We start from the raw sequence: 25,952 nt of genomic DNA on the forward strand, positions 1-25,952 counted from the left end.
TTCTAATATTCGAAATGTGAACATTGGGGTTCACATTTCGAATGAGATCATACGGTTCTATCCATGTTCTGTGTCAAGCGATTTTTGCAAGGATGGGATGAACTCAACGCTGAATCCAGCGGGCGACAGGTTTCTATCGCGTCGCAGGATACAGCTTCTTGAGGTTGTTGCGATTGAGCAGCACGTGATCGACGTAAACGGCGAGCGGTGTCTTTTGATGTGCAATCACGGAAGCCGCAATCTTTATCAACTGCTCACCATATCGCTCAGGGAAATACGCAACGGAAGCGATCAGTGCGCTTGAGCGGTGAGCCAATTCGGAGCGGCTTTCTTCAGTTCCATTCTGGCCGACAATTGCGCAGGACGCGGCACGGCCGGATTCGTTCACGGCAGCAAGCGCTCCAATGGCGCTGGGATCGTTGAAGCAGGAAACGAGAACGCGGCTTTTCTGCGGTAGAGATTTGAGGGCACGAAGGCACGCCTCCCGGCTCGCTTCGCGCGACGCTAAACCATCAACGTGAATGATCTTTTCAGGAGGAACCTGGCCGACAATGCTATTGATTCCTTCGACCGTGCCGGTAAGGCGCGCCATATTCTCTACCGCGGACAAAGATGATTCAATCAGCAGGAGTCGGTCAAACTCCCCTTTCCAATGTCTCTGCGCATATCCGCCTAAGGCTTCCCCAGCCATGAGGCCGGCACGATAGCTATTGCCGCCAAAATAGATAGCCCCTGCGATCGGCGTTTCAACGCTGATAACGGGAATCTGCTCCTGTAGGAAGCGATCTGCGAGCACATGGGCCAAAGAACCGCGTCGCTGGAAAAGTATGACAGCATCCGCCGCAGAGCGAATGGCTTCATTCACCTGATCGCGCGGAATTTCGGTGTCAGCGGTATCGATCATTTCGAGGTGAATGCCGTGGTTAAGGGCAGCCGCTCTCAGGCTCGCGGTTACATCCACTCGAAATGAATTTCCTGCCAGTGGGGCGATATAGAACACGCGTGGCTGGCGCTTCCTGTTCTTTACGGAATAGCGTTTGTCGTCAAGGCGTTCGACGTACCCGCGGTCCTCAAGCGTACAGAGGAGCCTGAACACGGTTGCTCGATCAAGTTTGGTTAGATTTGCTAAATCGAGAATACGAAGCGGTTCAGTGGCGCGTTCGAGGGTTTCAAGGACGTCCAGGCCCTTATCGAGTGTTCCGGAACCGTACTGTCTCTGTTCTTGTTTAGCCATTGGCGTTCTCAGTTTACGTCGCTGAGTGTAACCGAACGCGCAGCCCTAAAAATCACCTTTCAAAAAACACTTGACAACCGCTCAGGTGGAGGATTGATATGGGCGGCGGTGAAAATTTGAATGTTGATATTCATTTATTGAAGATTTCTGAGGGGCTCCTCTGATGCGCAAATCGCATCAGCGGGATCCCTGGGATCTTCAGGAGGCAAGAATGCAGTTTCTGAAGGTGATACCAGCGGCAGTTTTCCTATGTTTCCTTCTGGCTTTCCCGGCCTGGGGCCAGGTGGTCACAGCTGATGTGACTGGCGTGGCGATGGATCCTACCGGAGCGACACTTCCAAACGTGAAGGTCACGGTTGTTAATGTCGAAACCAATCTGACCAAGGTTGCGACCACCACGGGAGACGGATCATTCACTGTGACGCTCCTTCCGCCCGGCACGTACAACATAAAGGCAGAAGCGGAGGGGTTCAAAAGTTGGGAAGTACGCGGTCTCAAGCTCGCGATTGGAGACAAATATCGCATTGATCCCAACCTGGCCGTCGGTCAAGTGAACGAGACAATCCAGGTGAGTGCTGGATCTCCTTCGATTCAACGCGAAGAGTCGAGTATCGGGACTTTAGTGGGGGAACGAGCTGTGCAGGACCTTCCTTTGAATGGCCGCAACTTCGTTCGTCTGGCTCAAATTGCTCCAGGCGCAACTGAGGGCGCAGCGGGCTCGACTCAAAGTGGCACGCGACCTGACGACCGGAGGCAGAGTTCCTCCGTCTCCATCAATGGACAGACGAGCGACCTCAACAATTTCCTTATCGACGGAACGGATGACAATGAGCGTTTCCTGGGAAATGTTGTCGTGAAGCCATCGATCGATGGAATTCAGGAAATGAAAATTGAGACGAATTCCTATTCCGCCGTGTTGGGACGTACCGCAGGTGGCGTAATCAGCATCGTCACCAAACCAGGAACGAATGCGCTCCACGGCACAGTGTACGAATACTTCCGTAATGAAGTGCTCGATGCAAGAAACTACTTCGCACGCACGGGGCCAAAGCCTGCTTTCAAGCAGAACCAGTTTGGAGGGAGCATTGGCGGACCAATCTTGCGCGATCGTCTTTTCTACTTTGGCGACTATGAGAGGTTTACGCAACGAGTAGGACAGACGTACAACGTAACCGTACCTACCCTTGCACAAGCTGGAGGAGCGGACCATACCGGCCCAGCATGCTTCACGCAAAACATCTTTGATCCTGCCACGACAGTGCAGGTATCGCCCGGTGTGTATACCCGGCAGCAATTCGCCGGAAACTGCATTCCAAACAGTCGGTGGAACTCCGCGGCTCGCAACTTCATCACCCGCTGGCCTGCTCCAAACGGAGGCAGTACGAACAACTACAGTTCTTCGCCTGCTAAACGTCAGGATTCCGACAGTATGGATACGCGTGCGGATTACAAATTGTGCGATAGGGATTTCTTCTTTGCGCGCTATTCCTACAATGACACCCGAACAATCACCCCCGCAGCGCTTCCAGTCATCAATGGCGTGAGTCTCGTCGGGAATGCTGGTGTATTTCCGGGGCCATCCAAGCAGCGTTCGCAGGGGATCCAACTCAACTACACCCATCTGCTCACGCCAAACCTTGTAATGGAAGCCAAGCTGGCGTACACGCGGTTTGCAAATGCAGCTACGTCAACCAACACGGGCACAAACGCCGCAGCGACTCTGGGAATTCCGGGACAAGGCACGGATCCGACTACCTCTGGTGTTCCGACGATCTCAATTGCTGGTGGGCCAGCTGCGGGCGACGCAACCTTTGTCCCGATCATTACGAAAGACAACACCTATCAAGAGATGATTGGGATCACGTATACGCAAGGCCGTCAGACAATCCGGTTTGGAACCAGCTATATCCAACGCCAGGTTGCGTCGAGTCAATCGAGCGAAGGGCGGGGACAATACGCATTCGGAGCAAATACGACTGGACGTATTACAGGGAATACCTTTTCCGAAGGCAACGCGTTGGCTTCCTTCATCCTCGGTCTACCTGGGTCGGAGAGCCGGAACATTCTGCTCGCAAAACCCCAATATAGCTCGCACGAAGGGGCGTTTTATTTTCAGGATGACTGGAAAGTCATGCGCAAGCTGACCGTGAATCTTGGTGGCCGCCTTGATTGGTGGACTCCCATGACAGAGAAGCGTGGCAATATCGCGAACTTCAACCCAGGCACGATTCCCGCGCCTGGTACACCTGCTATTACTCCCGTGCCCGGAACCCCGGTGCCATCGATCATCCAGGCGGGTGTGAATGGCGTCAATGCTTCGGCAGGTGTGAAGACATATCGCTGGAACCTTGCCCCTCGCGTGGGGTTTGCATACAGCATTGACGATAGAACAGTCGTTCGCGGTGGCTTCGGTATCAGCTACTATCCGCCTTATATGGGGAGTGCGCTGGCATTGCGAAATCCACCATTCGTTAGCCTCTATGGCCCAAGCTACTCAGACTTCTTCGGAGGAGCACTTCTGTCCGATGGAATGCCGACTCCGTCAGCCACCTCTGCGTCGGCTCCCACTGGAAGTCTGACCGTAGTCGACTCGAGCCTAAAGATGCCCTATGTCGAACAGTTCAACCTTACGCTCCAACGCGAACTTCCAGCTGGCTTCATTGCTACAGTGACTGGCGTAGGCGCTCTGACGCGCCGCAGCATTCTGGCAATGGATATCAATCCGGCGCCGCCCCAGGTAGGCAGCACACTGCCGGTCAACCAACGTCGTATCTATGATGTTGCGTATCCCACCATCCTGGGCTTCTCAAACGGCAATCCGCTCGGCGGTATCGGTTCGGTCAGTCAGAGCCGCAACTGGAATAAAGCGAACTACTTCGGATTGCAGACAGTGCTGGAGCGCCGTTTCAACAACGGCCTGAGCCTCACCGCTCAAAACACGTGGTCTCACAGTATCGATCTCGCCGCGCCCTTGTATTTTTTCAACGATCCAAAATCACAGCGCGGCAACTCCGATCTCGATGTTCGCGAGCGATTCACTCTTAGCTTCAACTACCAACTTCCATTCTTTAAGAATGCAAACGGTGTCATCTCCCTGGTCGGAAAAGGATGGCAGGTGAATGGGATTACGCTTTGGTCGAGAGGGTTCCCGTTCACGGTTACCAATGCGACAGCACGGAACGGAGGCAGCGCAGCCGATCGGCCGAATCTGATCGCCAATCCCAGGCAGGGCGATGGCACGATTAATAAATGGTTCAATACATCTGCTTTTGCTTCCCAACTTGCTGGGACTTTCGGGAATTCGCCGAGAAACCTCCTTACCGCCCCCAGCTACTACACGCAGGACGTCTCTCTTTTCAAGAATTTTGACGTCATCGGCGATAAGCTGCGCGCTCAGTTTCGTGCGGAAGCATTCAACGTCTTCAATGCGCCGAATTTCGTAGCTCCTGGTGCCGCTTTTGGAGGTGCGAATTTCGGAGTAATTACCAGTACGGGAAACTTTCTCCCACGCAATCTGCAGTTTGCTGTAAAACTCAACTTCTAACGTAGAAAGGCGGAGCAGCAGTCGTTTGTTGTTCCGCCTCCTTTTCTCTAAACCGCAGGGCATCTTCTAGTACTCGTATCGTCTGGAGAACGTAAAACGTGGCCATTAGGCAAATACCCACCCGCCATTTTTTTACTGCGGCATGCGTCTTCGCACTTCTGTCTGCCCCCGTGATTCTATTAAGCCGGTACAGTGCATATGCAGCATCCACCCCCGCACATCAGGCAGAAGATGCCGATTGGGCGGTTTATGGTGGACACACCGGAGGGGATCACTATTCCTCCCTCTCCCAGATCAATCGGTCCAATGTGAATCGGCTCAAAGTCGCCTGGACCTTCGACACGAAGGAAAAAGGTGGCCTGCAAACCAACCCTCTTGTGATCGACGGCAAGCTGTTCGGCTATACGCCATCGCAAAAGGTGTTTGCGTTGGACGCTGCAACAGGAAAAGAGGTCTGGCGGTTCGACTCCGGTCTTACGAGTGGTCAGCCCGACCGCGGGCTCTCGTATTGGACTGACGGTAGAAACCGGGTACTCTTCGCCACAACGCTATACCAGGTGTGGGCGTTAAATCCCGATACCGGCAAACCGGTCGAGACATTTGGGAATAAAGGATCGATAGATCTGAGAAACGATCTGGGATCTGAGTCGCCTTCTGGCTTAGTTGCCATCACCTCACCTGGAACCATTTACAAAGACCTCATCATCATGGGGTTCCGCACGGGGGAATCGGCACCGGCGCCTCATGGAGACATCCGGGCCTATGACGTGCATTCGGGCGCGCTCCGATGGGTGTTTCATACGATTCCACACCCCGGGGACCCTGGCTATGAGACATGGCCGAAAGATGCCTGGAAGCATAGTGGCGCCGCGAATAACTGGGCCGGTATGGCACTTGATGAAAAACGGGGCATTGTCTTTGTACCTACAGGTTCGGCGACGACTGACTTTTATGGAGCAGAACGGCTAGGCAACAATCTATATGCAAACTGCCTTCTGGCACTGGATGCCGGAACCGGCAAGTTGATTTGGTATTTTCAGGGAGTTCATCACGATATCTGGGATCGCGATTTTCCTTCTCCACCCTCGTTGGTCTCGGTAAGACACGATGGCAAAATCATCGATGCTGTCGCACAGACCACAAAGCAAGGAGTGCTGTATCTCTTTGATCGAGCGACGGGTAAATCAATTTTTCCGATTGAAGAACGAGTCATTCCTCAGACGGATGTTCCAGGAGAGGTCTCCTCGCCCACGCAGCCAATGCCGGCTCTGCCTGAGCCTTTTGCGCGTCAACAGCTCACAGAGGACCTGTTGACCAACCGCACACCGGAGGCCCACGCTTGGGCAGTGAATGAATTCAAGCATTTCCGCAGCGGCGGGCCGTTTGTTCCGCTTACAGTTGGGCAACAAACGGTTGTTTTCCCCGGCTTTGACGGGGGTGCTGAGTGGGGTGGGTCTGCCGTCGATCCTAAAACAAGCACGATCTATATTAATGCGAATGATCTTGCATGGACTGGCGGACTGGAGAAAGTAAGCACTGGATCCGGAAAATTCGAAGCGCTCTATCAGAACCAATGCGCTGCGTGCCACCAGGCAAACCGGAATGGTGTTGGCGGCACATTCCCTTCGCTGGTAGAAGCCAGCCAACGGATGACCGCCGAGCAGATGGCCGAGGTTGTGAAGAGTGGCAGGGGACGAATGCCAGGATTTCCGCAGATCCAGGAGGAAGACCTGCGTGGGCTGCTTCAATTCGTTCGTACCGGCAAGGAACCAGTAGCAAGGCGTTTGTCGGATAAAGAAGAGCCCGGATCGGAAACCGATTTGGTCCGCGCTCCATCGGCAGCGTACAGATTCACCGGCTATAGGAAATTTCTAGACCCTGAAGGATACCCGGCGACCGCCGCACCGTGGGGAACATTGAACGCAATTGATTTAAACACTGGCAAATATCTGTGGCATATTCCGTTTGGCGAGTATCCAGAGCTGGTCGCAAAAGGGTTGAAAGACACAGGGAGTGAAAACTACGGTGGCCCCATCGTGACTGCCGGCGGAATCGTTGTCATCGGTGCAACAAACTTCGACCGGAAGATTCGAGCGTATGACAGCAGAACAGGAAAGCTCCTTTGGGAGTCTGTCATGGACTTTGCAGGAAATGCTACGCCCGCAACCTACATGGCAAATGGAAAGCAATACATCGTTATCGCGACAAGCAATGCAAAAGCCAGGAATGCGCCTCAAGGTGCGAAGTATGTAGCCTTTACTTTGCCATGACAGATCATTGACCTGATTCTGCAACAAGCAGTGTGCTTTTTCGAATGTGGGGATGAAAATGGCGACGGGTTTCTCTAGAAGGAGACTGCGGGAGGCATCGGCTTGAACGCAAAAAGATTTCTCCATCTTGCGACGCCTGATGCCCGGTTTCCATTTTCTGAGGAGCCAAATGGCATGGCGCTTTCCCGTACCCAATAGGCTGACGATGAAGGAAGTCTGCATTTACAGAAGGTTGTGCGGCGACGATAGTGCCATGGCAAGCCGATCAACCACCTGGTCTGCGCTGAGCACAAGCACTGCGTGTTGTTCCCCATTGGCTGAAAGGTGTACACCGCGTTCGAAGGTTTCTTGCAACAGGGGTCTGTCTTCGCTAAAGAAGATCGATGGCAGGTTATCCTCCGTCCCAATTGAAACGTGTACGATGCTCTCAATCGAGTCAACCCGCATTCCCACCTTACGGGACTGATGCTGGAAGAGTAATAGATAGCTATCGCTGCCAGTTTCCTCTCCTGATGGCAAATGGAACAATTGCTTTGGATCCACCACGGAGACGGGAGTACCTCTCAAATTCAGTACACCCAACACGGCAGGCGGAGTGTCCGGCGCACGCGCCAGATCGCGCGGACAAGTCTTTACTTCCAATACATCCTTTAAGCGGATGCCATATACCTTGCCCATTTTGAAGGTCAACAGGGGAACACGCGCAACAGTCGTCGGCGATTGAGATCCCTCTTCGGCCTGTTCAATCAGCTTTCTGTGGTCCAGAGAGATCGATAGAATTTCATCCTTTGAAAGGATGCCCTCTTCATTTAGAACGATGAAATCCCGTCCCTCGCGATCCGTGAAGCAGCCACGAAAGATTTCGGAGCGATAGTCGTCAAGCACAGGCACAGGAACTACCCTCTCCTTTGCGTAGGGAATAATGCTGTTTGTCGCGTCCACCTCAAGGCCGATGCAATCGGTGCCTATCCGGCAGATCAGGATGTGTGCGCACTCCGTAACGACCGGGGCCACGCGAAGCAAGCGGTTCATGCGGATAACGGGGAGTGTACGGCCTTGGAAATTGACGACTTCACCACATAAATCTGAGATTCGCGGACTAGGTGCCTTTGCCTGGTTCTGAACAATAGCGACGACGCACTTCATCTCCAATGCCAGCAGGCACTCTCCCACAGAGAACCCGATCAATTTTTCGCGATAGAGATCCTGCATCCGTGCCGTGAAGTGGTAATTGGCATCCTCCGTGCTGGTCTGCTGATTGATGATGGGAAGGTTGCGAACGCATAGGATTGCCGAGAGATCGAGCACCTGAATCAAACGCTTCCCATTGTCGCGGCAAATAATAGCTTTGACAGGCATCTTTGGTACATCGGGTGACAGATTACGCTGGTCGATCGGGGATACTTCGCTCAGCTGCATACGCAGGATTTCGCCCACACTATCGAAGAGGAGACCCAGTCTTGCGTTGGCATCCCGCAGTACCGCTAACCGCTTTCCTTGAATATCTTGGGTGCGTTCCTTGCTGCAGCCAAGCAGAACACTTAGGTCGATGACCGGGATGACTTGGCCTCGCAAATTGAACAAACCCAGCAGATAGTTCGGCGCCAGGGGCATGGATTGCAGTGTGGACGGTACTGTCACTACTTCCTGAAGATCAGACATCTCCACGGCGTATTCGGTTCCACTCAGATGGAAGGTGCCGTACACCTGTTGGAGAAGATTCCGTTTTTCAGACTGAACTGCGATGCGACGTTCCATGGAAAAATCCTTCTTCACTCTGTTGTCATCGGATCGATGAAGCAGCACGTGAGCAATTTTGTGTTGCAATCGAGTACCACGGTGTAGCCCTGCATGCCCCCAGTTTCCAGCTCTTCGAATGAGATCTGATTCGCCTTGAAAGCAGTTCTGGCAGCCTCCAGGTTCAGCGACCCGACAGTCCGTTTTTCGGTGTCTGCGGAATGAATCATGTTCGCTCCGCCGGCAAGAAAACCCTTCAGATGGCGCCGCACCGGATTGAGCCCGCCAACAATCCGGATGAGATTTGGAAGGGCGCGGTCAACATAGCGCGCGTCTGCTACATCTGCTCCAGCAGGAGCATGCGCCAACAAACAGTGGGCCAGGCCGCAAAGACCGGTTTTGCGGTTGATGAGACCAAGAGCAACGCATGAACCCAGCGTTGCTTTCAACATGCCGGCGGACGCTGCTTTGAGTTGCGCGATCATGACATGCTGCACCATGTCTGTTTCTTCCTGTACGTGGATCGGGCACACTAGAGTGTTCTCCTGTAGATCTGAGGTGCAACAAAGACAAAGGGCACATCGAGAGCTGCAATGGATTCCGACTCTCCCAGGATCAGAATTGTCCCGGGACCCATAGTGGACGCTACATTCTGAAGGATCGTTGTCTGCTCCTGTGGGCGGAAGTAGATCAACACGTTCCTCAAAAAGACAATGTGATGTGGCCCCAGCAAACGAGGACGATGCATCAGGTTATGAGTTGTGAAACGGATGTGGCGCAGCAGATCTCCATTTGCCTGATACCCATCTCCTTCGTGAAGGAGAAAGTAACGTTCCGCCAGATCGGGATTTGATGCCTTCAATTTATCGACAGTTCGGCTTCCGAAGACGCCATTCTTTGCGCGATTCAGCACCTCGGTGTCCACATCGGTTGCCAGAATGTGATAGCGAAACTCGGGGTTATTGCGGAGGTGCTCGTTGCAGCAGATCGCAATCGAATATGCCTCCTCCCCGGTAGACGCAGCCGCGGACCAAGCGCTGAGTGTGTTTGTTGGATAGGATGTCCTGAACTCCGGAAGGTATACATCGCAGAAGTATGTCCACACCCGTTGCGTGCGGAAGAACGACGTTTCATTGGTCGTCAGCAGGTTGATAAAGTTCTGCTGCTCTTCGGAGTTTCGCCGGATCATGGAGATATACTCAGCGCAGTCCGGATGACCAAGTTCGGTAAGCCTCTTCCTGAGCCTTCCTGCCACCATTGCTATCTTTTGCGGTGGAATTGTGATGCCGGTCAGTTCTTTGAGAAGGGGCAGCAGCGGTTCACATTTGAACTCGCTGCTGCCGTGAAGAACGTTGTGATCACTGGTTGGCATGGAGAAGGGTCTCCGTCAGTTGCGTGGACGCCTTGCGCAGTTCCTTGATGGAGTTCGCGATACCCTCCGATGCATTGGCAGCCTGCTCCGTGCGATCTGTTACGTTCTGAATCGCGTTGCCCACATCCTTTGAGGCGATCAACTGCTCATCAGCAGCGCTGGAGATCTCAGAGATGGCGTCTGTCGTTTTGGCTACTCCGTCCACAATGCGATGGAAGGCCTCGGCAGCCTGGCGAGAGGTCTCGTTGCCGGCTTCGATCCGCTTGACGGACTCCGCAATGAGCTTCGAGATCTCGCGCGTTGCCTGGGAGCTGCGCTCCGCCAGCTTTCGTACCTCATCTGCAACAACCGAGAAGCCCAGTCCCATCTCACCGGCACGCGCCGCTTCGATAGCGGCATTGAACGCCAGAAGATTGGTCTGCGAGGCAATCTCGCCAATGACCTTGACAATCTCTCCGATGTCTTCACTGGACTTGCTGATCAACTCCATCGCGTTGATGGAGCGATCGATCATCTTGGTGCCGGAGTCAGCCTGTTCGCGGGCGGCCCGCGCTAGACCATCCACGTGCTTCACATTCTGTGCGATGGAATGAATGGAAGCAGTAAGCTCTTCCATCGAAGCATTCATCTCTTCAGAGGTTGCCCCAAGTGCCTGCGCGCCTTCCGCCACGGCGGTAGAACGCTTGGCAATATCCTGGGTGCGGTTGTCGAGTTCTGATGCGACCGAGCGGACAGATTCCTCCATCTCCACCTGGCGAGTAACATCGGAAGCAATCTTGATGACGCCGACAACCTTACCGTTCTCATCATGTAATGGATTGTAGGTAGCGAAGAGCCACAGAACATTCCCGCGCTGCGTCAGACGTTTGAAGCGGCCAGCCTGGAACTTGCCCTGTCGCAACTCCTCCCAGAACTGTTGATAGGCCTGTGTCCGTGTGTAAGATTCTTCGCAGAAAATGCGGTGGTGCTTGCCAATAATCTCCGACAAACTGTAACCAACTGCGGCCAGGAAGTTATTGTTTGCTTTCCGGATCGTTCCATTCACATCGAACTCGATGATGGCCTGGGACTTATCGATGGCGCGGCTCACGCTGGCATCTTGTGCTGCGCGCGTCTGCTGCGCGGTGATATCCGTGGCAAACTTTACGATCTTGACCAGATTGCCGGTGTCGTCGAAGACGGGGTTGTAGCTTGCCTCTACCCATACACGAGTACCGTTTTTGGTAATGCGGGGAAACTGTCCAAGCCGGTTTTCTCCCCGGCGCAATGACTCCCACAGTTCGGTGTAGTCAGGACTGTTGACGTACGTCTCCTCACAGAGAACACGGTGGTGCTTCCCGGTGAGTTCGGTCAGGGAGTACCCGAAGATCTTCAGGAAGTTCTGGTTTGCAGTAAGGATAGTACCGTTAAGAGAAAACTCAATTACAGCCTGGGCACGATCAAGTGCGTCCAGGATACCCTTGATGTCCGAAGGCACAAGAGTGTCTACGCTGTGAGAAGGAATGCGTCCATTGGGCTGAGTGGTCGATGGCATGGTCTGGTCTAGCTCCAAACTCTCTTATCGACGCTTTTCAGGGAATCTTGAGAGACCAGCGGACCGTTGACTCGGAATTAGCTTCTGGCCTTCTTTGGCAGTTGGGCGAAACGAGGGGAAAACTCCTGTCTACCTAAGCGAGACAGACCCGGTTCTTACCGGAATTTTTGGCCTGATACAGGGCGCGGTCTGCGCGTGACAGCAGTGTTTCAAGCGGTTCCTGTATGTGGAGCGACGTCGTAACTCCAATGCTTGCGGTGGTATTGAGCGTAAGCTCGGCATGCTGGACAAGATGGTTTTCGACGGCACTGCGAAGCCGGTCAGCAAGTTGATGAGCTGCCTCTTGGTCCGTCTCTGGAAGGAAGACTACAAATTCTTCCCCTCCATAACGGCCAACGATATCGGTAGCACGTACAGATTGCGCAAATTGCACGGCAACAGACTTCAAGACCGCATCCCCAGCGCTATGTCCCATAATGTCATTTGTCTGTTTGAAGTTATCCAGATCAATCAGCAGCAAACTGAAAGCTTGACCTGATCGTTTGGCCCGCATCAGTTCGAACTCCACGCGTTCAAAAAAACCGCGGCGGTTAAGGATGCTCGTGAGCGGATCATACAGTGCCAGCTTTTCGAGATGCTCATTTGCAGCGAGCAATTCCTGGCGGCTTAGCTCTAGTTCAGCGGTACGGGCAACCACTTCTGTCTCAAGTTCACGTTGACGGCGTGTCATATAGATGAGCCGGAGCCGGACAAAGAACAATACCGCGGTGAGGGCAATAAGAGTGACCAGGGTCTGGAACCACCAGCTCTCTGTGATTCCAGGGGAGACGTGAATGGGAACAGCGATCTCAGAGGTAGGGCCAGCGCCATGGCGGCTCGTGGCTCGAATATGAAACTGGTAATTTCCCGTCGGTAGATTCGTATAGGTCGCCGAACGTCTCGAAGTACTTGGGCTGCTCCAGCCATCATCGAAGCCTTCCAGTTGATAGCTATAGAGCGTCTCCGCCGGACTCGTGTAATCCAATAAAGAAAACTCCACATCAAAGCCGCGGTGTGAAGGGAATCGGAGAATACCAGCAACCGCTTGCTGGGCAAGTTGTACCGGGGCCTCCTTTGCGCCTTGCACATGCACTTCGGTCAGCACCAGAGGAGCCTTCAAATTCCAGGGATGAAGAAGATTTGGACGTACGATTGCGAGCGAGGCGTTTCCTGGAAACAGGATGGTGCCGTCGGGTAAGAGTGCCGAGCTGAACAGGTTCTGCGCCGTGGTCTGCAGGCCATACGAATCACCATAGACGCGGACGGTATAGGTCTTTGGATCAATAGCCGCCATGCCGTGTGGTGTATTAACCCACATGGTCCCGTCAAGACCACGACGTATCAGCAGCACGACATCATCGGGCAATCCATTATGTTTGTGGTCAAGTGTCTTAAAGCGCGGTTGGCCGCCCTCTGGCCAGTTTTCGAGAATCGATAGACCGGATCCGATAGTACCAACCCAGAGGCGCCCCTGCGCGTCCTCTTCGATAGGTTGCACGTTATCGCTTGCGATCGAAAGAGGATTCTTTGGATCGTGCGTGATGTGCCGAAAAGCTTCAGTTGCCGGTTGATATAAGTCCAGGCCTAGCCGGGTCGAAGCCCAGAAGCGTCCGTGTGAGTCTTTGAGCATGTCGCGAATGTAGTTATCGGAAATGCTGTTGGGATCTTCCAGGGTATGCCGAAATACTTTTACCTGGTGGGTATGCCAGTTATAACGAACAAGGCCTGAATAGCGTCCAGCCCAGATCGTATCTCCATCGCAATATACGGCATTGATGATTTGCTTGTTCAGCTCGGGGTGGTCAATGGGACGATAGGTGCGGCTAGGAATATTGATCGAATACAGCCCCACTCCAGCTGCAATCATCGTGTTTGCGTCAAGCGGATACATGGCGAGGACTTCCCGGTGAGAACGCTGGTCTTCGCGTACACCGGGTGCAGGCTGAATCCGGTGGGTGCTTCCATCCGGGGCAATTTGTACAAAACCACCCTGGTCAAAACCTACCCAGACGCTTCCTGTGTCATAGCCAACGCTTCGCACCTCGGTACCGAAAAGCCTGTCTCGCTGCGCGAGATCGGCGGGGTGCAGGGAAGAGGTCCTCATGTTGAAGATTCCCTGCGACATGAGCGAGACCGAGGAGACGCCGACATCTGTCCCAGCCCACATGACACCTGAACTGTCGATAAAAAGGCTGCGGACAAAGTCGTTACTCAAAGGCAGTAGAGCTGTTGGGTTTCTTCCCCAATGCAGGAGGGCTTGTTTTTCAGAGTTGTACGAGAACAAGCCCGCACCGTAGGTTGCTATCCAGAAAACGCCGGGTTGCGCCTCAACGATTGCCCTGATGGTATGTGGACCAAATGCGGACTCCGCACCAGACAGGTTCTTAACCCCTCGGACGTGATTTGTCGGTGCATCGTAAAGTCCGATGCCCGAACCGTCTGTGCCCACCCATAGCCGTCCGGACGAATCTTCTTTCAGTACCCAGACGGAAGGAGCTTCTCCAATTTCACCCGGTCCCTTCAGTCCGGGGATGAAGCGAAACTCATTTTGCCCCGCAGTCCGTTCATATAATCCCGTGTCAGAACCAACCCAGAGATTGCCTTTTGAATCCTGAAGGACAGAAAGAATCGTGCCCTCCGGAAAATTCACATCATTCCTTCGTCCGCTCAGTTTGCCAAAAATCTCAAAATCCTGGGTAGCAGGACGGTAATGACCCAGACCATTCTGCATGCCAAACCAGACTCCGTCCTGTCCATCCGCCGCAAGGGAGTACACCCTTGCTTTTCGTACCTGTTCCGGAGTCTTGTTGGGAATGCTGAATGTATCGGTCGCGGCGGCGTAAAGAACCAGCCCAGAGCCTCCGGTACCTGCGTATAAGTCTCCATTGCGGCAAGGCAGGATGACGCGCACATTATTGTCTGGCAGTGAGGTCGGGTCGTCCGGGTCATGAAGATAGCTTCGGAACCCGTAGGCATCGAAACGGGAGATTCCACCAAATGTGGCAATCCAGATATAGCCGGGATTGCCCTGAGTGACCCAGTAGACCGAGTCGTGAGGAAGTCCTTGTTTCATCGTCATGACTTTGAAGTTCATCTCAGCCATGGACTGCAGTATTTCGCCGGTTATCGTGGAAACAGGGGTATTTGCGCGAGGAGAAGATGGTCCTTGCGCATTTGCCCCGCTGCAACCCCAGAATGCCGCCAGTACTGCAAAGGACAGTACCGTCCGGCTAAAAAGATACCGCTCAAGATTCAAGTTGACCGCCGATGTATCAATCTTGCCAGAGAGAAAGGTCAGGTAACCATCTGCTTCTCAATCAGGCAACCCCGGTGTGCAAATCTCCTCTTGATAACACCATAACGAGCGATGGGTTTGATCAAGGCAAAAATTCCCCGGGAGGACACGACGATTGTTTTCTCATATTCGCGCGGCATGACCTTGCAGAAACCTATAGCAAGTTGCTATGCTTCGGCTACTGCAGAAGACCACTCCCCACCAGGGCGCAGACTCGGCAAATTCAGGCTCTCGATGGTTTGGGCCCTTCTGCCGCGCTGACTTGGCTGCCTATTTTGTCCAGCCCGCCTTCCCATGCCCTTGTATCGAGGGGAATCTTGTCGAAGTGGTCGTTATCGCGAGGCTGCTTTTTCCGTCAGGTCAAGTTCTGGTCGTCTTGGGTCCGGAGAGGCAACGAGACGATCTGGCGTGAAATTCAAGAGGCAATCATCATCGAGATCGTACGTTGGCCAATGCGGCAAACCAATCCCATTGGGATCGCCTGTTTTCACAAAGTTCGTCCAATATGCGTTGGCTTGTTTGGCCACTCGTTTGTCCTCTATCGAAAGCTCCAAACCGTAACGTGATTCAACAGTGTCGAAAACATATGGAATCTCACTTCCGTGGCTTGCCCCCGGGAGTTTGGGGCGAAGTGACGTTGCGACATAGCTGAAGCGATATTCCCACACTGGAACTCCTCGATATGTCAGCGTGCGGGCAATGAAGCGCGCCGGTTCCAGCATAAGAGCATCGGCTCCTACTGCTTGTCTCAACGAGCCAAAGGTTGCGCTGCCCGAGGGATCATAGCGTTTGCGTGCGATAGCGGCATCGGGACCAAACGTGCGAAATAACGCATCCACGGTTGCTCCCGTTGGAAACGCAAGGTCCATGTCGTTTGCCCCGATCAACAGGGGAATCTTCCTGTTTCTTCCGGTGAGATAGTCGTTCGCTGTTTCACCGGGAATCATAGAGCCGTCGATTATTGGGCCGGAGAAGTGCGAGGACGGAACTTGTGCCGTTGAGACGTCCAGCTGCTGCACCAAAGCCTCGGCTGGAAGCGCACGTAGTTTGGAGAGCGCTTCCGGGCCGTCGCCAGATATCCCGGCGGTTTCTGCGAAGGCCGCACCGATCGCTTCGGCGGAAGGCCTTCCATTCGCACTCTTGTGCAAGCCTGTCGCTCGCACAAGAGTGCGACCGCCACCGGACTCTATGATTGCTCGTTGAAAGAGCCCTTTTGACAGCGAGGAAGTCATGAGCACATGCACTGCGTATCCACCCGCACTCTGACCAACCACTGTCACCTTGTTTGGGTCGCCACCGAAGGCCGCGGCATTCTTACGAATCCACTTGATTGCGGCGATTTGATCCATGTATCCGTAATTGCCCAGCAGGCCATGGTTATGTTCTGCGGTCAGCGCGGGATGCGCAAAAAAACCGAACTGGCCCAGGCGATAGTTGAAGCTGAAGAACAGAACTCCTTGCCTCGCAAACTGGGATCCGTCATAGATCGCTGCCGAGCTGCCGCCGTTTACCCAGCCGCCGCCGTGAATCCATATCAGGATCGGCAGCTTTCCGGACGAGTGAGCGGGCCGCCAGATATTAGCGAAGAGGCAGTCCTCTGACGGAGTGGTGGTCAAGATAGCCGGATCGCGCGCAAATGGCTTCTGCATGCAATCGTGGCCAAACTCAATCGCTGCGCGCGTGTCGTCCCATCGGGCAGCTTGCTGGGGTGGCCTCCAGCGAAGCTCCCCAATGGGTGGGGCGGCATAGGGAATTCCCTTGAAGGAGGTGACGCCATCAACGGTTATCCCTCTGACTCTTCCGCGGTCAGTCTTCACGGATTGGCATGGAGCAACAGTGCACACAACCAGTAGAAACATCACTGCGAACAACGTCTTTGCTCTGCACATCTTCCGGTCCTTACGCTGGATCAGTGTGTTTATCGCCACCCAAACCGTTGCGCCACTCGAAACTCATAGGACCGTGCGCCACCGACCGAAACAAGGCCGTTGCCGCCTCCAATCCAGTAGTCTGCCCCGACGATATTCTCGATGAGCAACGACGCGGTAAAAGATCCGTCACGCCCACCAACGTATCGCAGGGTTGGCGTCATCTTCCACCACGCAGGCAGCCACCGGGTGTTCGAATTTTCATAGGGAGTGCCTTTATTCGCTTCCAGGTACGCACCAGCCTGCAAGGTACGACGTAGCACCGGCAGCGTCGTAAGTCCTGAAACTCTTGCGGAAAGGCGTGGAATTCCAGGTATCTGTTTGCCGTTGAAGGTTCCACCGGAGGTTCGGATGAGCACAGCGTCGATATAGCTGAGTGCGACCTGCAACGAGTTTCCGGATTTCGATTGCACCCAGAAGCGGCCATCGACTCCGCGGTTCTGCTGTAGACCATTCTGCGTATACGTGTTGTTGCTCAGTTCCAGGTATTGATTGCCACGATGGATGCGGAAGATCGCCGCTTCGGCGTTGATGCTGCCTCGATGGTATTTCGCTCCAATCTCCTGTTGCTGGCTCTCAAGAGCGGGAAAGATCGCGTTTGCATTTGCTGCGGTACCAGGAGCCATTCCGGCAGGCTCAAGTGCTTGCACGATATTGCCGTAGAGGGAAAGCTGAGGCAGAAGCCTGTACGTAACGGCCAAAGCAGGAGACCACTGCGATGCATCTGTGCTGGTAGAGATTGTGCCGTTGCTCAGATAACTTCTTGCGGAAGGAGCAGTGAAGCGTCCACCTACGGTTATCTGCAGCTTTTGATGGAAGAGGCCTACGGAATCAGCGAGTACAACGCTGCCTGTCCTCTGATAGGCCGTTAAGTATGTTTTGGGACGCACAGCCCGCAGAAGAGAAGCTTGAGGACGATCTCCGCTATAGATGTTGATCAGAAGCGGTGTCTGAGAAAGGACCAACGTCCCGTATGTATCCGTCGGATAGCTGAGCCGGTCAAACGCAGCAAAGAACCGGTGTGTCACAAATCCAGTTCGCGCATGAAGCGTAGTCCCCGCTTCGACACTTGAGATCGATGCAAGATTCGCCGACTGAATCGGAAGACATGTGGCGGCACCTGTTGCTGCCACCACGGTTGCCTGGCAGAAGCCGCCGTACTCGAACCGCGAATCTGTGTGGCCAGCGCCCGCAAACAGATTCCATTTTGTGTTGATCTGGTACCGCGCACGGCCCAGCACCCGGATGTCTCTATCCCAGGCCTCCATCCACGGTAGCTGGGTCGAAAGGTTACCGCTCGGAGCTTTCGGTATCGCGACACCGGCTGCAAATCCATCGTAAAGACTGTATCCGCGGTTCAAGGTTCTATCGTGCTGTAGATCGAAGCTGGCTGTGAGCTTCTCGCTGCGATAGTCCATGTCGAGAGCACTCGCCGTCTGCCAAAGATGATTCGCCTTGATGGACGTATTACCGGTCCGGTACATGCTCGTTGCACGTATGCCGAAGCGCTCTTCCGAACCGAAGCGCGACGAGGCGTCTCCATGAATTCCGAAGATCGTGTTGCTGGTGTACTCCGGCGTAACTTTGAACTGACGTTCGACCGCACGTTTGGGCCGTAGATTGAGGGTCCCGCCCACATTGCCGGGTACGCCACTCAGAAAGGCTGCCGGGCCGGAGAGATGCTCGGTGATCGCAACAGGATCGGTGATGGGAAGAGTTCCACCCAGACCATAGAGTCCATCCACCGCGACCCCTGTGTAGTTATTGATTGCAAGGCCGCGCGAATAGATCATCTCGAAGAATGGAGAATTCTTTTGAGAGCCGGTAGCAAGAAAAATGCTTGAGTCGCCCTCGAGCGAGTCCCCAATCGTTTCAGAGCCGCGTCGCTCTGCGTTCTCTGACGAATACGCTGTGACAGAAAATGGCTGGTCGAGCAGGTTCCGGTCACCCAGCAGGCCGGCAGACCCGTGGTTCAAAGGAAGTCCCTCCGCGCCCTCGGAGTCTGCTGTCACTGAAATGGACTCCTCCACCTGCGGACGAAACAGGAACTTCTTGACCTCGGTTTCGCCAGCTCCGATATGCAGCGTCTCAGAACGTACCGAGACGCCATTGCGGCTGAGATCAACCCTGTAGTCACCTGCGGGAAGGTCAATACCGAATGCGCCCAGGGAGTTCGTATGGATCTCCTGCGAAAGATGGCTCTTCAGCTCCTCTATGCGGACGGTGACATTTGGAAGTGCAATCCCAAATGGATCGATGACGTTGCCTTCCAGATGCCCCGGTGATACATCTTGGGGCGATGGTGTTGCGTGCTGAGACGATGTTTGCGCGGTGACATGGCCGGCAAGCAGCACAATAACGACGAACCTGAGAAGGCACGAATGAGGGCGTAACCCATGCGAGTACAGCATGTATTGAAAATGAAGAAATTGAGGGAACTTTGCATCGCTCGTCCAAGCAGGATGGCCACTACTCAATGGAGTGATGCCGATAACATTGTCGTGTGAGCAGGCATTCGAGAGTTGCCGCGAGCGTAGCTCTGCGGCTCCGATCATATTTGGTTCGGAAGCAGAACCGGTTGCGATGTTGGGGTGGGGTTCTACTACGAGGGGCCCCGGAGTTTTAGCAGCTGGCAGAGCACTTTCATCTCTCGCGCGGTCATATCTTTCGGGGTGTCGAAGGCTCCGCGCTTGTCCATCTTCCAGATCTCTGCCAAGTTCAACTCTACTGGCCAGGGTGGTCGCTTTTTTGCTCCTCCTATATTAAGGATGCGCTCCTGCTTCCTCTGGGTGGAGCACACGGCTGGTTCCAATGGCGGCCCTGGACCCTCCGGGGCCGGAATTTTTGCTGACGCCCTGAAAGCTGGTTCCGGAGACTCCAATCCGCCCGGTGACCTCGGTGGTCCCACTGGAAAGTCAGCATTCTCCCTTAGCCGGCCGAATGCGAAGCTTAGCCCCGGCGCTGCGGACAGGACCGCTGTGGCGTGCGGCGGCTCAAGATGGCATTTCGGCGGACTTCAAACGTGAGCTGAGGTCGCCCCTCAAACGGTAGCGATGCGCTCCCCAGCGGGTGGTGGCCTTCAGATCGACCCGCATCTGGGGAAAAGCCCGCCTGAATACCCGGAAAACGGCAAGCTGTTACGTTACGTAACCGCATGAAACTTCTCAGGGATGCTACGAGGGCCTGATAGTTCTCAGCCGTGCGAGGGTAGGTGTCTGCATGGACGCCAATCCTGATTGCTTGGCTCGCAAAGTACTGCGTTTTCTAGAGGCTCCTCATGACGCTCCTTCTGTTTACCATCCGCTACTCTCCGCCCCAGCTTCCAGGGATCGACCGTCCGCCAAGTGGCTGACGAATTTCCGCTCATCCTGATTCAGGTTCCGATCCCAGCTCTCAACTCTTTCCGGAAGTGACACGGAGCGCCAAAGACTCCTCGATCTTTCGCTAAGGACGTGTGCGTCTTTTCAACCCGAAGAGATGGAGATCGCCCGCAACAACAATCGCACGATAGATGGTTTTCGGAGAACACAATGAAGCAGTCGATAAAGGCTTTCTGGCTTGTCGTTCTGGTAATAGCAATGGCGTCGTCTCTGGCGGCTCAGACGTATTATGTTTCGCCCATGGGAAGCGACACTAATAGCGGAACGTCAACGGCCACCCCGTGGCAGACGATCGGCAAAGTAAACAGCTTTGTCTTCCCGCAGGGAAGCTCCGTCTTCTTTCAAGGTGGACAGACATTTACAGGATGTCTGGTCTTCAGCCCGGCCAATGTTCCATCCTCATCGTCGTCGACGCCGTTCACGGTCACATCGTATGGAAGCGGCGTCGCGACAATTCAGTCGAATTGTTCGGGAACGACGGGGGCAGCCGTGACAGTCGATAACGTCAGCGGCTTCACCTTCGATGGCCTGAAGGTCGTGAACGGAAGCAGCACGATCTACGGGATACTGCTGGAGAACCAGACCTCCAATACGCCGACGCAGACGATTGTCATCAAGAACTCTGAGATCACCGGGTTTGGTCCGGTCAGCGGAAGTGCAAACGGTGGCGAGATCTGGATCATCGGCTATGCCCTGAATGGTAACAACGGCCCGATGAACAATATCCAGATCCTGAACAACAGCCTGCACGGAGCGACCGTGACCTCTCCGGATGGTGGCGGCGTGAACGGCTGGGGCTATGGCAAGAACATTACCAATGTTCTGGTGCAGGGCAACACCGTCTACAACTCGGGCATGGCGGCCACGTCGACATGGGCTGGCATTGGTGCGAATGGATGGAATGGTGGAACGATCCAGTACAACATCATTCATGATGTAGGCGCGAATGTCACCTCGTGCGGCGGGACCTCCGGCATCGAGGTCTACACCGCGAACAACGTGACCATCCGTTACAACGAAATCTACAACGTGCAGCCATCGCCCAGCTATACCGCGGGATGCGACTGGGATGGCATTGATCTGGACGGAGGTACAACCAACTCTCTGGTGGAGTACAACTACACGCATCACAACGCCGGCAGCGGATATCTTGCCTACACGTTGAAGCCTAGCGGAACCACATGGGGGCCGAATACCTATCGCTACAACATCTCGGAGAATGACGACTGGGCCAGAATCCAGGGCGGCCTCTTCGACGTGGTTCCGCAGGTGCCTGCGAATGCGCTGCAGATTTACGGCAACACGCTGTTCACCAATGTCTCGCAAAGCACGAAATCCGGCGGCAGCGCTTGTTTCAACTTTGGCTATGCAGGCGGTACATGGGCCAGCGGATCACTGGTCGCCGACAACATCTGCTACATGGGCAACCGGGACCAGTACGGAAGAAGCGGAAACTTCTACTACAACCCGTACGGTCAAACGGGCATGACGATCTCAAACAATCTCTACTATGCCACCAGCAGCCCAACGTGGCGCTGGAGCGGGACGAGCTACACCACTCTGGCGGCATGGGTGACCAAGGGTGTGGAGACGAATCCGGCGTATGGAAATCCTCTGTTCACCAGCGGAGGAACCGGAGGTACCTGCAGTTGGACTCCGTCACTGGGGAATGGACCGCAGTCCTGCCCCACGGGATATTCGTTGCAATCCGGCTCTCCGGCCGCCGGCACAGGAATTGTCGTCAGTGGCAATGGGGGAGTGGACTACTACCAGAGCACACTCTTCAGTCCACCCAATATTGGCGCGTACTCCGGCACCGGTGGAAGCGGCGGCAGCGGAAGCACCACACCTCCCGGAACGCCATCCATTTCGAGTGCTACGGCAACCTCAGTCAGTACGATCGACCTGATATGGACAGCGTCGAGCAATGCATGGAGCTACAACCTGTACCGAAGCCTGACGAGTGGATTCACGCCATCGCCCTCCAACCTGGTGGCGCAGGGCATCGCAGGATCACCGTATACCGACACGGGCCTTACCCACGGCACGACTTACTATTACGTGGTGCAGGCCGTCAACGGTGCGGGTACATCGTCTGCGTCCAACGAGGCCTCCACCACCACCTTCAGCCAGGCGCAGTTGCAGTACTACGTCTCGCCAGGCGGAAACGATAGTAACGATGGCATCTCTGCTGGAACGCCATGGCAGACCATCGCCAAGGTGAACAGCTTCACCTATCCGGAAGGCAGCACGGTTTCCTTCGAAGGTGGACAAACCTTCACCGGATGCCTGGTCTTCAAGAATACGATTGTGCCCAAGTCCTCGGTGCCGAATCCGTTTACTGTGACCTCGTATGGCGGAGGGATGGCGACCATTCAATCATCGACGAGTTGCTCCGGAAAGAACACGGCGGCGATCATCGGCGACAGCATCAACGGATTCACCGTGGATAGCCTGAAGGTCATCAATGGAGCAAGCACGAACTGGGGCATTCTGCTACAGAATGGATCGACGTCGTGGGCAACGCAGGGCATGACCGTCAAGAACTCCGATATCAGCGGCTTCGCTACAACTGCAGGACAGGCAGGCGGCGAGATCTGGATTCTGGGTTATGCCCTGAATGGCAACAATGGACCGCTCAGCGGTGTCCAGATACTGAACAATACCCTTCATGGCGCCACGGCTACCTCAACGGATGGAGCGGGTGTCGGCGGTTGGGGCTATGGACGAAATATCAGTACGGTCCTGATGCAGGGCAACACCGTGTACAACCTGGGTAACCCAGCTCCATATGGTGCGCTGAACGCGAATGGTGTGAATGGAGGGATCATTCAGTACAACATCGTTCACGACATCGGAGCGAACACGACGGCCTGTGGTGGCACCAGCGGTATCGAGACCTACAATGCCAACAATATCTACATTCAGTTCAATGAAGTCTATAACGTTCGGCCGCTGCCTGCGTTCACGGCCGGATGCGACTGGGATGCCCTTGATCTGGATGGCGGGACGACGAACTCCACGGTGCAGTACAACTACACCCACAACAACGCCGGCCCCAGCATGCTGGCCTATAATTCGAATCCCAGCGGAACGACATGGGGCCCTAACACCTATCGCTATAACATCTCGGAGAACGATGATCTGGCGCGCGGAGTAGGAGGACTTTTTGTGATTACTCCGAATCCGGCACCGAATCCGATTTATGTATATGGCAACACCTTCCTGAACAACATTCCGCAGAGCTCCATCTCCACCGATCCAAGTGCATGTCTGTACCTGGCCATGTGGAACGGTTCCGGAACATTCGCTGCAGGATCGATGTTCCAGGACAACATCTGCTCCATGGCCAACCCCAACTCCGCAGGAAATGTGGAGTTCGTCCGGGACATCAATACCATGAGCGGGTTGAACTTCAGCAACAATCTCTACTACACGCCGAACTCGCCCCAGTGGATCTGGAACGGAACCACCTACACCACGCTTGCTTCATGGACGGGATCCGGCACGGAGTCCAATGCTGTGTCCGGAGATCCTCTGTTGAGTAGTGCAGGGAACGGGGGAACGTGCACCTGGACAGCCGCGCTCGGCAGTGGTCCTCAGCCCTGCCCGGCAGCGTATGCCTTGCAGCCCGGTTCCCCGGCAATTGGTGCGGGTGTAGCTGTTTCCGGCAATGGAGGTGTCGACTATTACCAGAACACGCTCACCTCTCCGCCCAGCATCGGCGCCTACTCCGGTAGCGGGGTTTGCCATTCCGGGCTCTGGTGCCTGCAGGCGACGATCCCGGCACTGCCCAATTGGACATCAACGCACGAGGAGATATCGGTAGCCACGGGCCAGACCTATACAGGCAGTATCTGGATCCGTGGATCGGGCTCGGTGTCGTTAGACGTGATGAACAACTCGACATATCTCACAACGGTTAAATGCACGGCAACGTCGAGCTGGACGCAGTGCTCGACACCGTCGTTCAGCACCGGAAGCTACACTTCCTTACGATTTCAGGTGAAGAATTCGTATGGAGTTGCGGGGACACTCTCCATTGATGATTGTTTCCTTGGCGTCTCGGGCGGGACAAACGTCTTGGCCAATCCCGGCTTTGAAAGCGGGGCGACTACCTGGGGCGTGGACAGCGGAGGGGCAACCACCTGGGTGATTGCGCAGTACTAGCTGGCCAAATAGCTGGACAAGCCCCGCCGAGATTGGGCGGGGCTTGCCGTTGTCTGCACTTTGCAGGATCGCGATGAGAGCATTGAGCCACGCTTCTACTGGACTCCTCTTGGATAGGTGACGAAGATAGGTCAAAAGGACTAGAATTTCGCCGATGGCTGCCACGTTGACCCCTCCGCTCCCGCAAGAGACCGCAGAAAACGGAGATGCGCTCGAAGCGCATGTCCAGCGAATCCTTGGGAGCCCGCAGTTTGCCCGGGCAGAAACGCAACGCCGCCTGCTGGAGTACCTGTGGCAGCATCGTCACGAAAATCTTAACGAGTATGCTCTCGCTACCGAAGGGCTTGGCCGCAGCCACTCGTTCGACTCGACCGTCGACGCATCGGTCCGGGTACATATCTCCCGTCTTCGCAGAAAGCTGAAAGACTACTATCAGGAGACGGGTGAGCCGGAGATGCTGGTCATCCCGACCAGGACGCACCAGTTGCTTGTCGTCGATCCTCATCGGGCAGAGCATTCTGAGGCAGTTGAGTCTCCGGTAGAGCCCCTGGTCGATTATCGACGTCTTCTGTGGATCATGTGTGCTGTGGCTGCTGTCTTTGCAGTCTCCACCGTGTGGCTGCTGATCGCCCGTAAGGGAGCGGAAGCCAATGCTCCGCAACCTACCGCCTTCTGGGCAAATTTTCTGCAGGGCAACGCGCCTGTTCAGATCATCCTTCCTACGCCGACGTTCTTCCAGTTTTCCAATAGCCCGAGTCTTCGCCTGCGCTCGACCAGTGTTAACAGCTTTGAGGCAATGAAGACGGACCCGGTCTTTGCGGCGATGACCAAAGACCTCGGCACGCCACGCTTGGAGCAGAGCTATACCGTCACCTGGGATACCCTCGCTGCCATCGATATGGCGCGCTACCTGGACACAATCGGGAACAACAAGCAGCGCATCAGCTTCCAGGTCACACGGGATTCCAGCATGCTGATGCTTGAGCAGGCGAACGTCATCGCCCTTGGGACCCATCAGACACTCGAACCGTTGAACCAATACCTCAAGGCAATGAACTTCACTCTGTCTCTGGAAGAGGCCGAGGTCGTGAACGCGCATCCGGCCGCCGGAGAGCCTGCCCGCTTCGATGCCGTGGAGCAATCAACAGAGCGTGCGGTACGGCCATCGATTATCGCCCTTCTTCCTGGTCGTAAACCTGGCCTTAAGGTGCTCATCCTTCAATCGCGTGACACCGCGGCACTCGTCTCAATGTTGTCCTCCTCCGCTGGATCGAACTCGATCCAGGAGATGCTTCGTAAGAACGGCAACCCGCCGTACTACGAAATGGTCGTGCAGACGGAGATGGCAAACAATCGTGCGGTCCGCTCATGGCCGGTTGCGGTTCATGCTTTCCGCTCTGGAGCACCGAACAGCACGATGTAACGCCGTAACAAACCGGCAGAAACGTC

At 54.8% G+C, this 25,952-nt stretch carries 12 protein-coding genes; 4 read left to right on the top strand and 8 right to left on the bottom strand.

The window, feature by feature from the left end:
- Positions 1–133 precede the first annotated feature (133 nt).
- On the bottom strand, positions 134–1,234 hold the full coding sequence (locus OHL13_RS05020) for a substrate-binding domain-containing protein (RefSeq protein ID WP_263409008.1): 1,101 nt from the start codon (positions 1,232–1,234) through the stop codon (positions 134–136).
- A 211-nt stretch (positions 1,235–1,445) separates the two neighbouring features.
- Between OHL13_RS05020 and OHL13_RS05025 the strand changes: the two genes are divergently transcribed.
- Both OHL13_RS05025 and OHL13_RS05030 read left to right on the top strand, forming a co-directional pair.
- Entirely contained in the window at positions 1,446–4,778 is a 3,333-nt protein-coding gene (locus tag OHL13_RS05025; RefSeq protein WP_263409009.1) for a TonB-dependent receptor, read from the top strand.
- Positions 4,779–4,876: 98 nt separating this feature from the next.
- The gene (locus OHL13_RS05030; RefSeq protein ID WP_263409010.1) at positions 4,877–7,048 is read left to right on the top strand and encodes an outer membrane protein assembly factor BamB family protein; all 2,172 of its coding nucleotides are present in this window, start codon (positions 4,877–4,879) and stop codon (positions 7,046–7,048) included.
- Between the two features lie 222 nt (positions 7,049–7,270).
- Here OHL13_RS05030 and OHL13_RS05035 read toward each other — a convergent pair whose 3' ends face one another.
- From OHL13_RS05035 to OHL13_RS05070, 7 genes are all read right to left on the bottom strand, one after another.
- Positions 7,271–8,806 carry a chemotaxis protein CheW gene (locus tag OHL13_RS05035; RefSeq protein WP_263409011.1) on the bottom strand — a complete coding sequence of 512 codons (1,536 nt, stop codon included), beginning with the start codon at positions 8,804–8,806 and terminating at the stop codon, positions 7,271–7,273.
- A gap of 14 nt (positions 8,807–8,820) precedes the next feature.
- A complete protein-coding gene (locus OHL13_RS05040; protein ID WP_263409012.1) occupies positions 8,821–9,285 on the bottom strand; it encodes a chemotaxis protein CheD in 465 nt (154 codons plus the stop codon).
- Positions 9,286–9,317: 32 nt separating this feature from the next.
- Entirely contained in the window at positions 9,318–10,157 is an 840-nt protein-coding gene (locus OHL13_RS05045) for a CheR family methyltransferase (protein ID WP_263409013.1), read from the bottom strand.
- Positions 10,144–11,691 (bottom strand): methyl-accepting chemotaxis protein, encoded by a 1,548-nt coding sequence (locus OHL13_RS18600; protein ID WP_317889901.1) that lies wholly within the window; start codon positions 11,689–11,691, stop codon positions 10,144–10,146. The genes OHL13_RS05045 and OHL13_RS18600 overlap by 14 nt, the downstream gene beginning before the upstream one ends.
- A gap of 133 nt (positions 11,692–11,824) precedes the next feature.
- Positions 11,825–14,833 carry a ligand-binding sensor domain-containing protein gene (locus OHL13_RS05060; RefSeq protein ID WP_263409014.1) on the bottom strand — a complete coding sequence of 1,003 codons (3,009 nt, stop codon included), beginning with the start codon at positions 14,831–14,833 and terminating at the stop codon, positions 11,825–11,827.
- A gap of 524 nt (positions 14,834–15,357) precedes the next feature.
- Positions 15,358–16,914 (bottom strand): carboxylesterase/lipase family protein, encoded by a 1,557-nt coding sequence (locus tag OHL13_RS05065; RefSeq protein WP_317889905.1) that lies wholly within the window; start codon positions 16,912–16,914, stop codon positions 15,358–15,360.
- A gap of 29 nt (positions 16,915–16,943) precedes the next feature.
- Positions 16,944–19,307 carry a TonB-dependent receptor gene (locus OHL13_RS05070; protein ID WP_263409016.1) on the bottom strand — a complete coding sequence of 788 codons (2,364 nt, stop codon included), beginning with the start codon at positions 19,305–19,307 and terminating at the stop codon, positions 16,944–16,946.
- Positions 19,308–20,483: 1,176 nt separating this feature from the next.
- On the opposite strand from OHL13_RS05070, the gene OHL13_RS05075 reads away from it, so the two are divergent.
- Both OHL13_RS05075 and OHL13_RS05080 read left to right on the top strand, forming a co-directional pair.
- The gene (locus OHL13_RS05075; RefSeq protein WP_263409017.1) at positions 20,484–24,503 is read left to right on the top strand and encodes a fibronectin type III domain-containing protein; all 4,020 of its coding nucleotides are present in this window, start codon (positions 20,484–20,486) and stop codon (positions 24,501–24,503) included.
- A gap of 154 nt (positions 24,504–24,657) precedes the next feature.
- Complete coding sequence (locus OHL13_RS05080) at positions 24,658–25,926, top strand: helix-turn-helix domain-containing protein (RefSeq protein ID WP_263409018.1); 1,269 nt, start codon at positions 24,658–24,660, stop codon at positions 25,924–25,926.
- The last annotated feature ends 26 nt before the right edge of the window (positions 25,927–25,952 follow it).

This window comes from Terriglobus tenax, assembly GCF_025685395.1.
GTDB classification, from domain to species: domain Bacteria; phylum Acidobacteriota; class Terriglobia; order Terriglobales; family Acidobacteriaceae; genus Terriglobus; species Terriglobus tenax.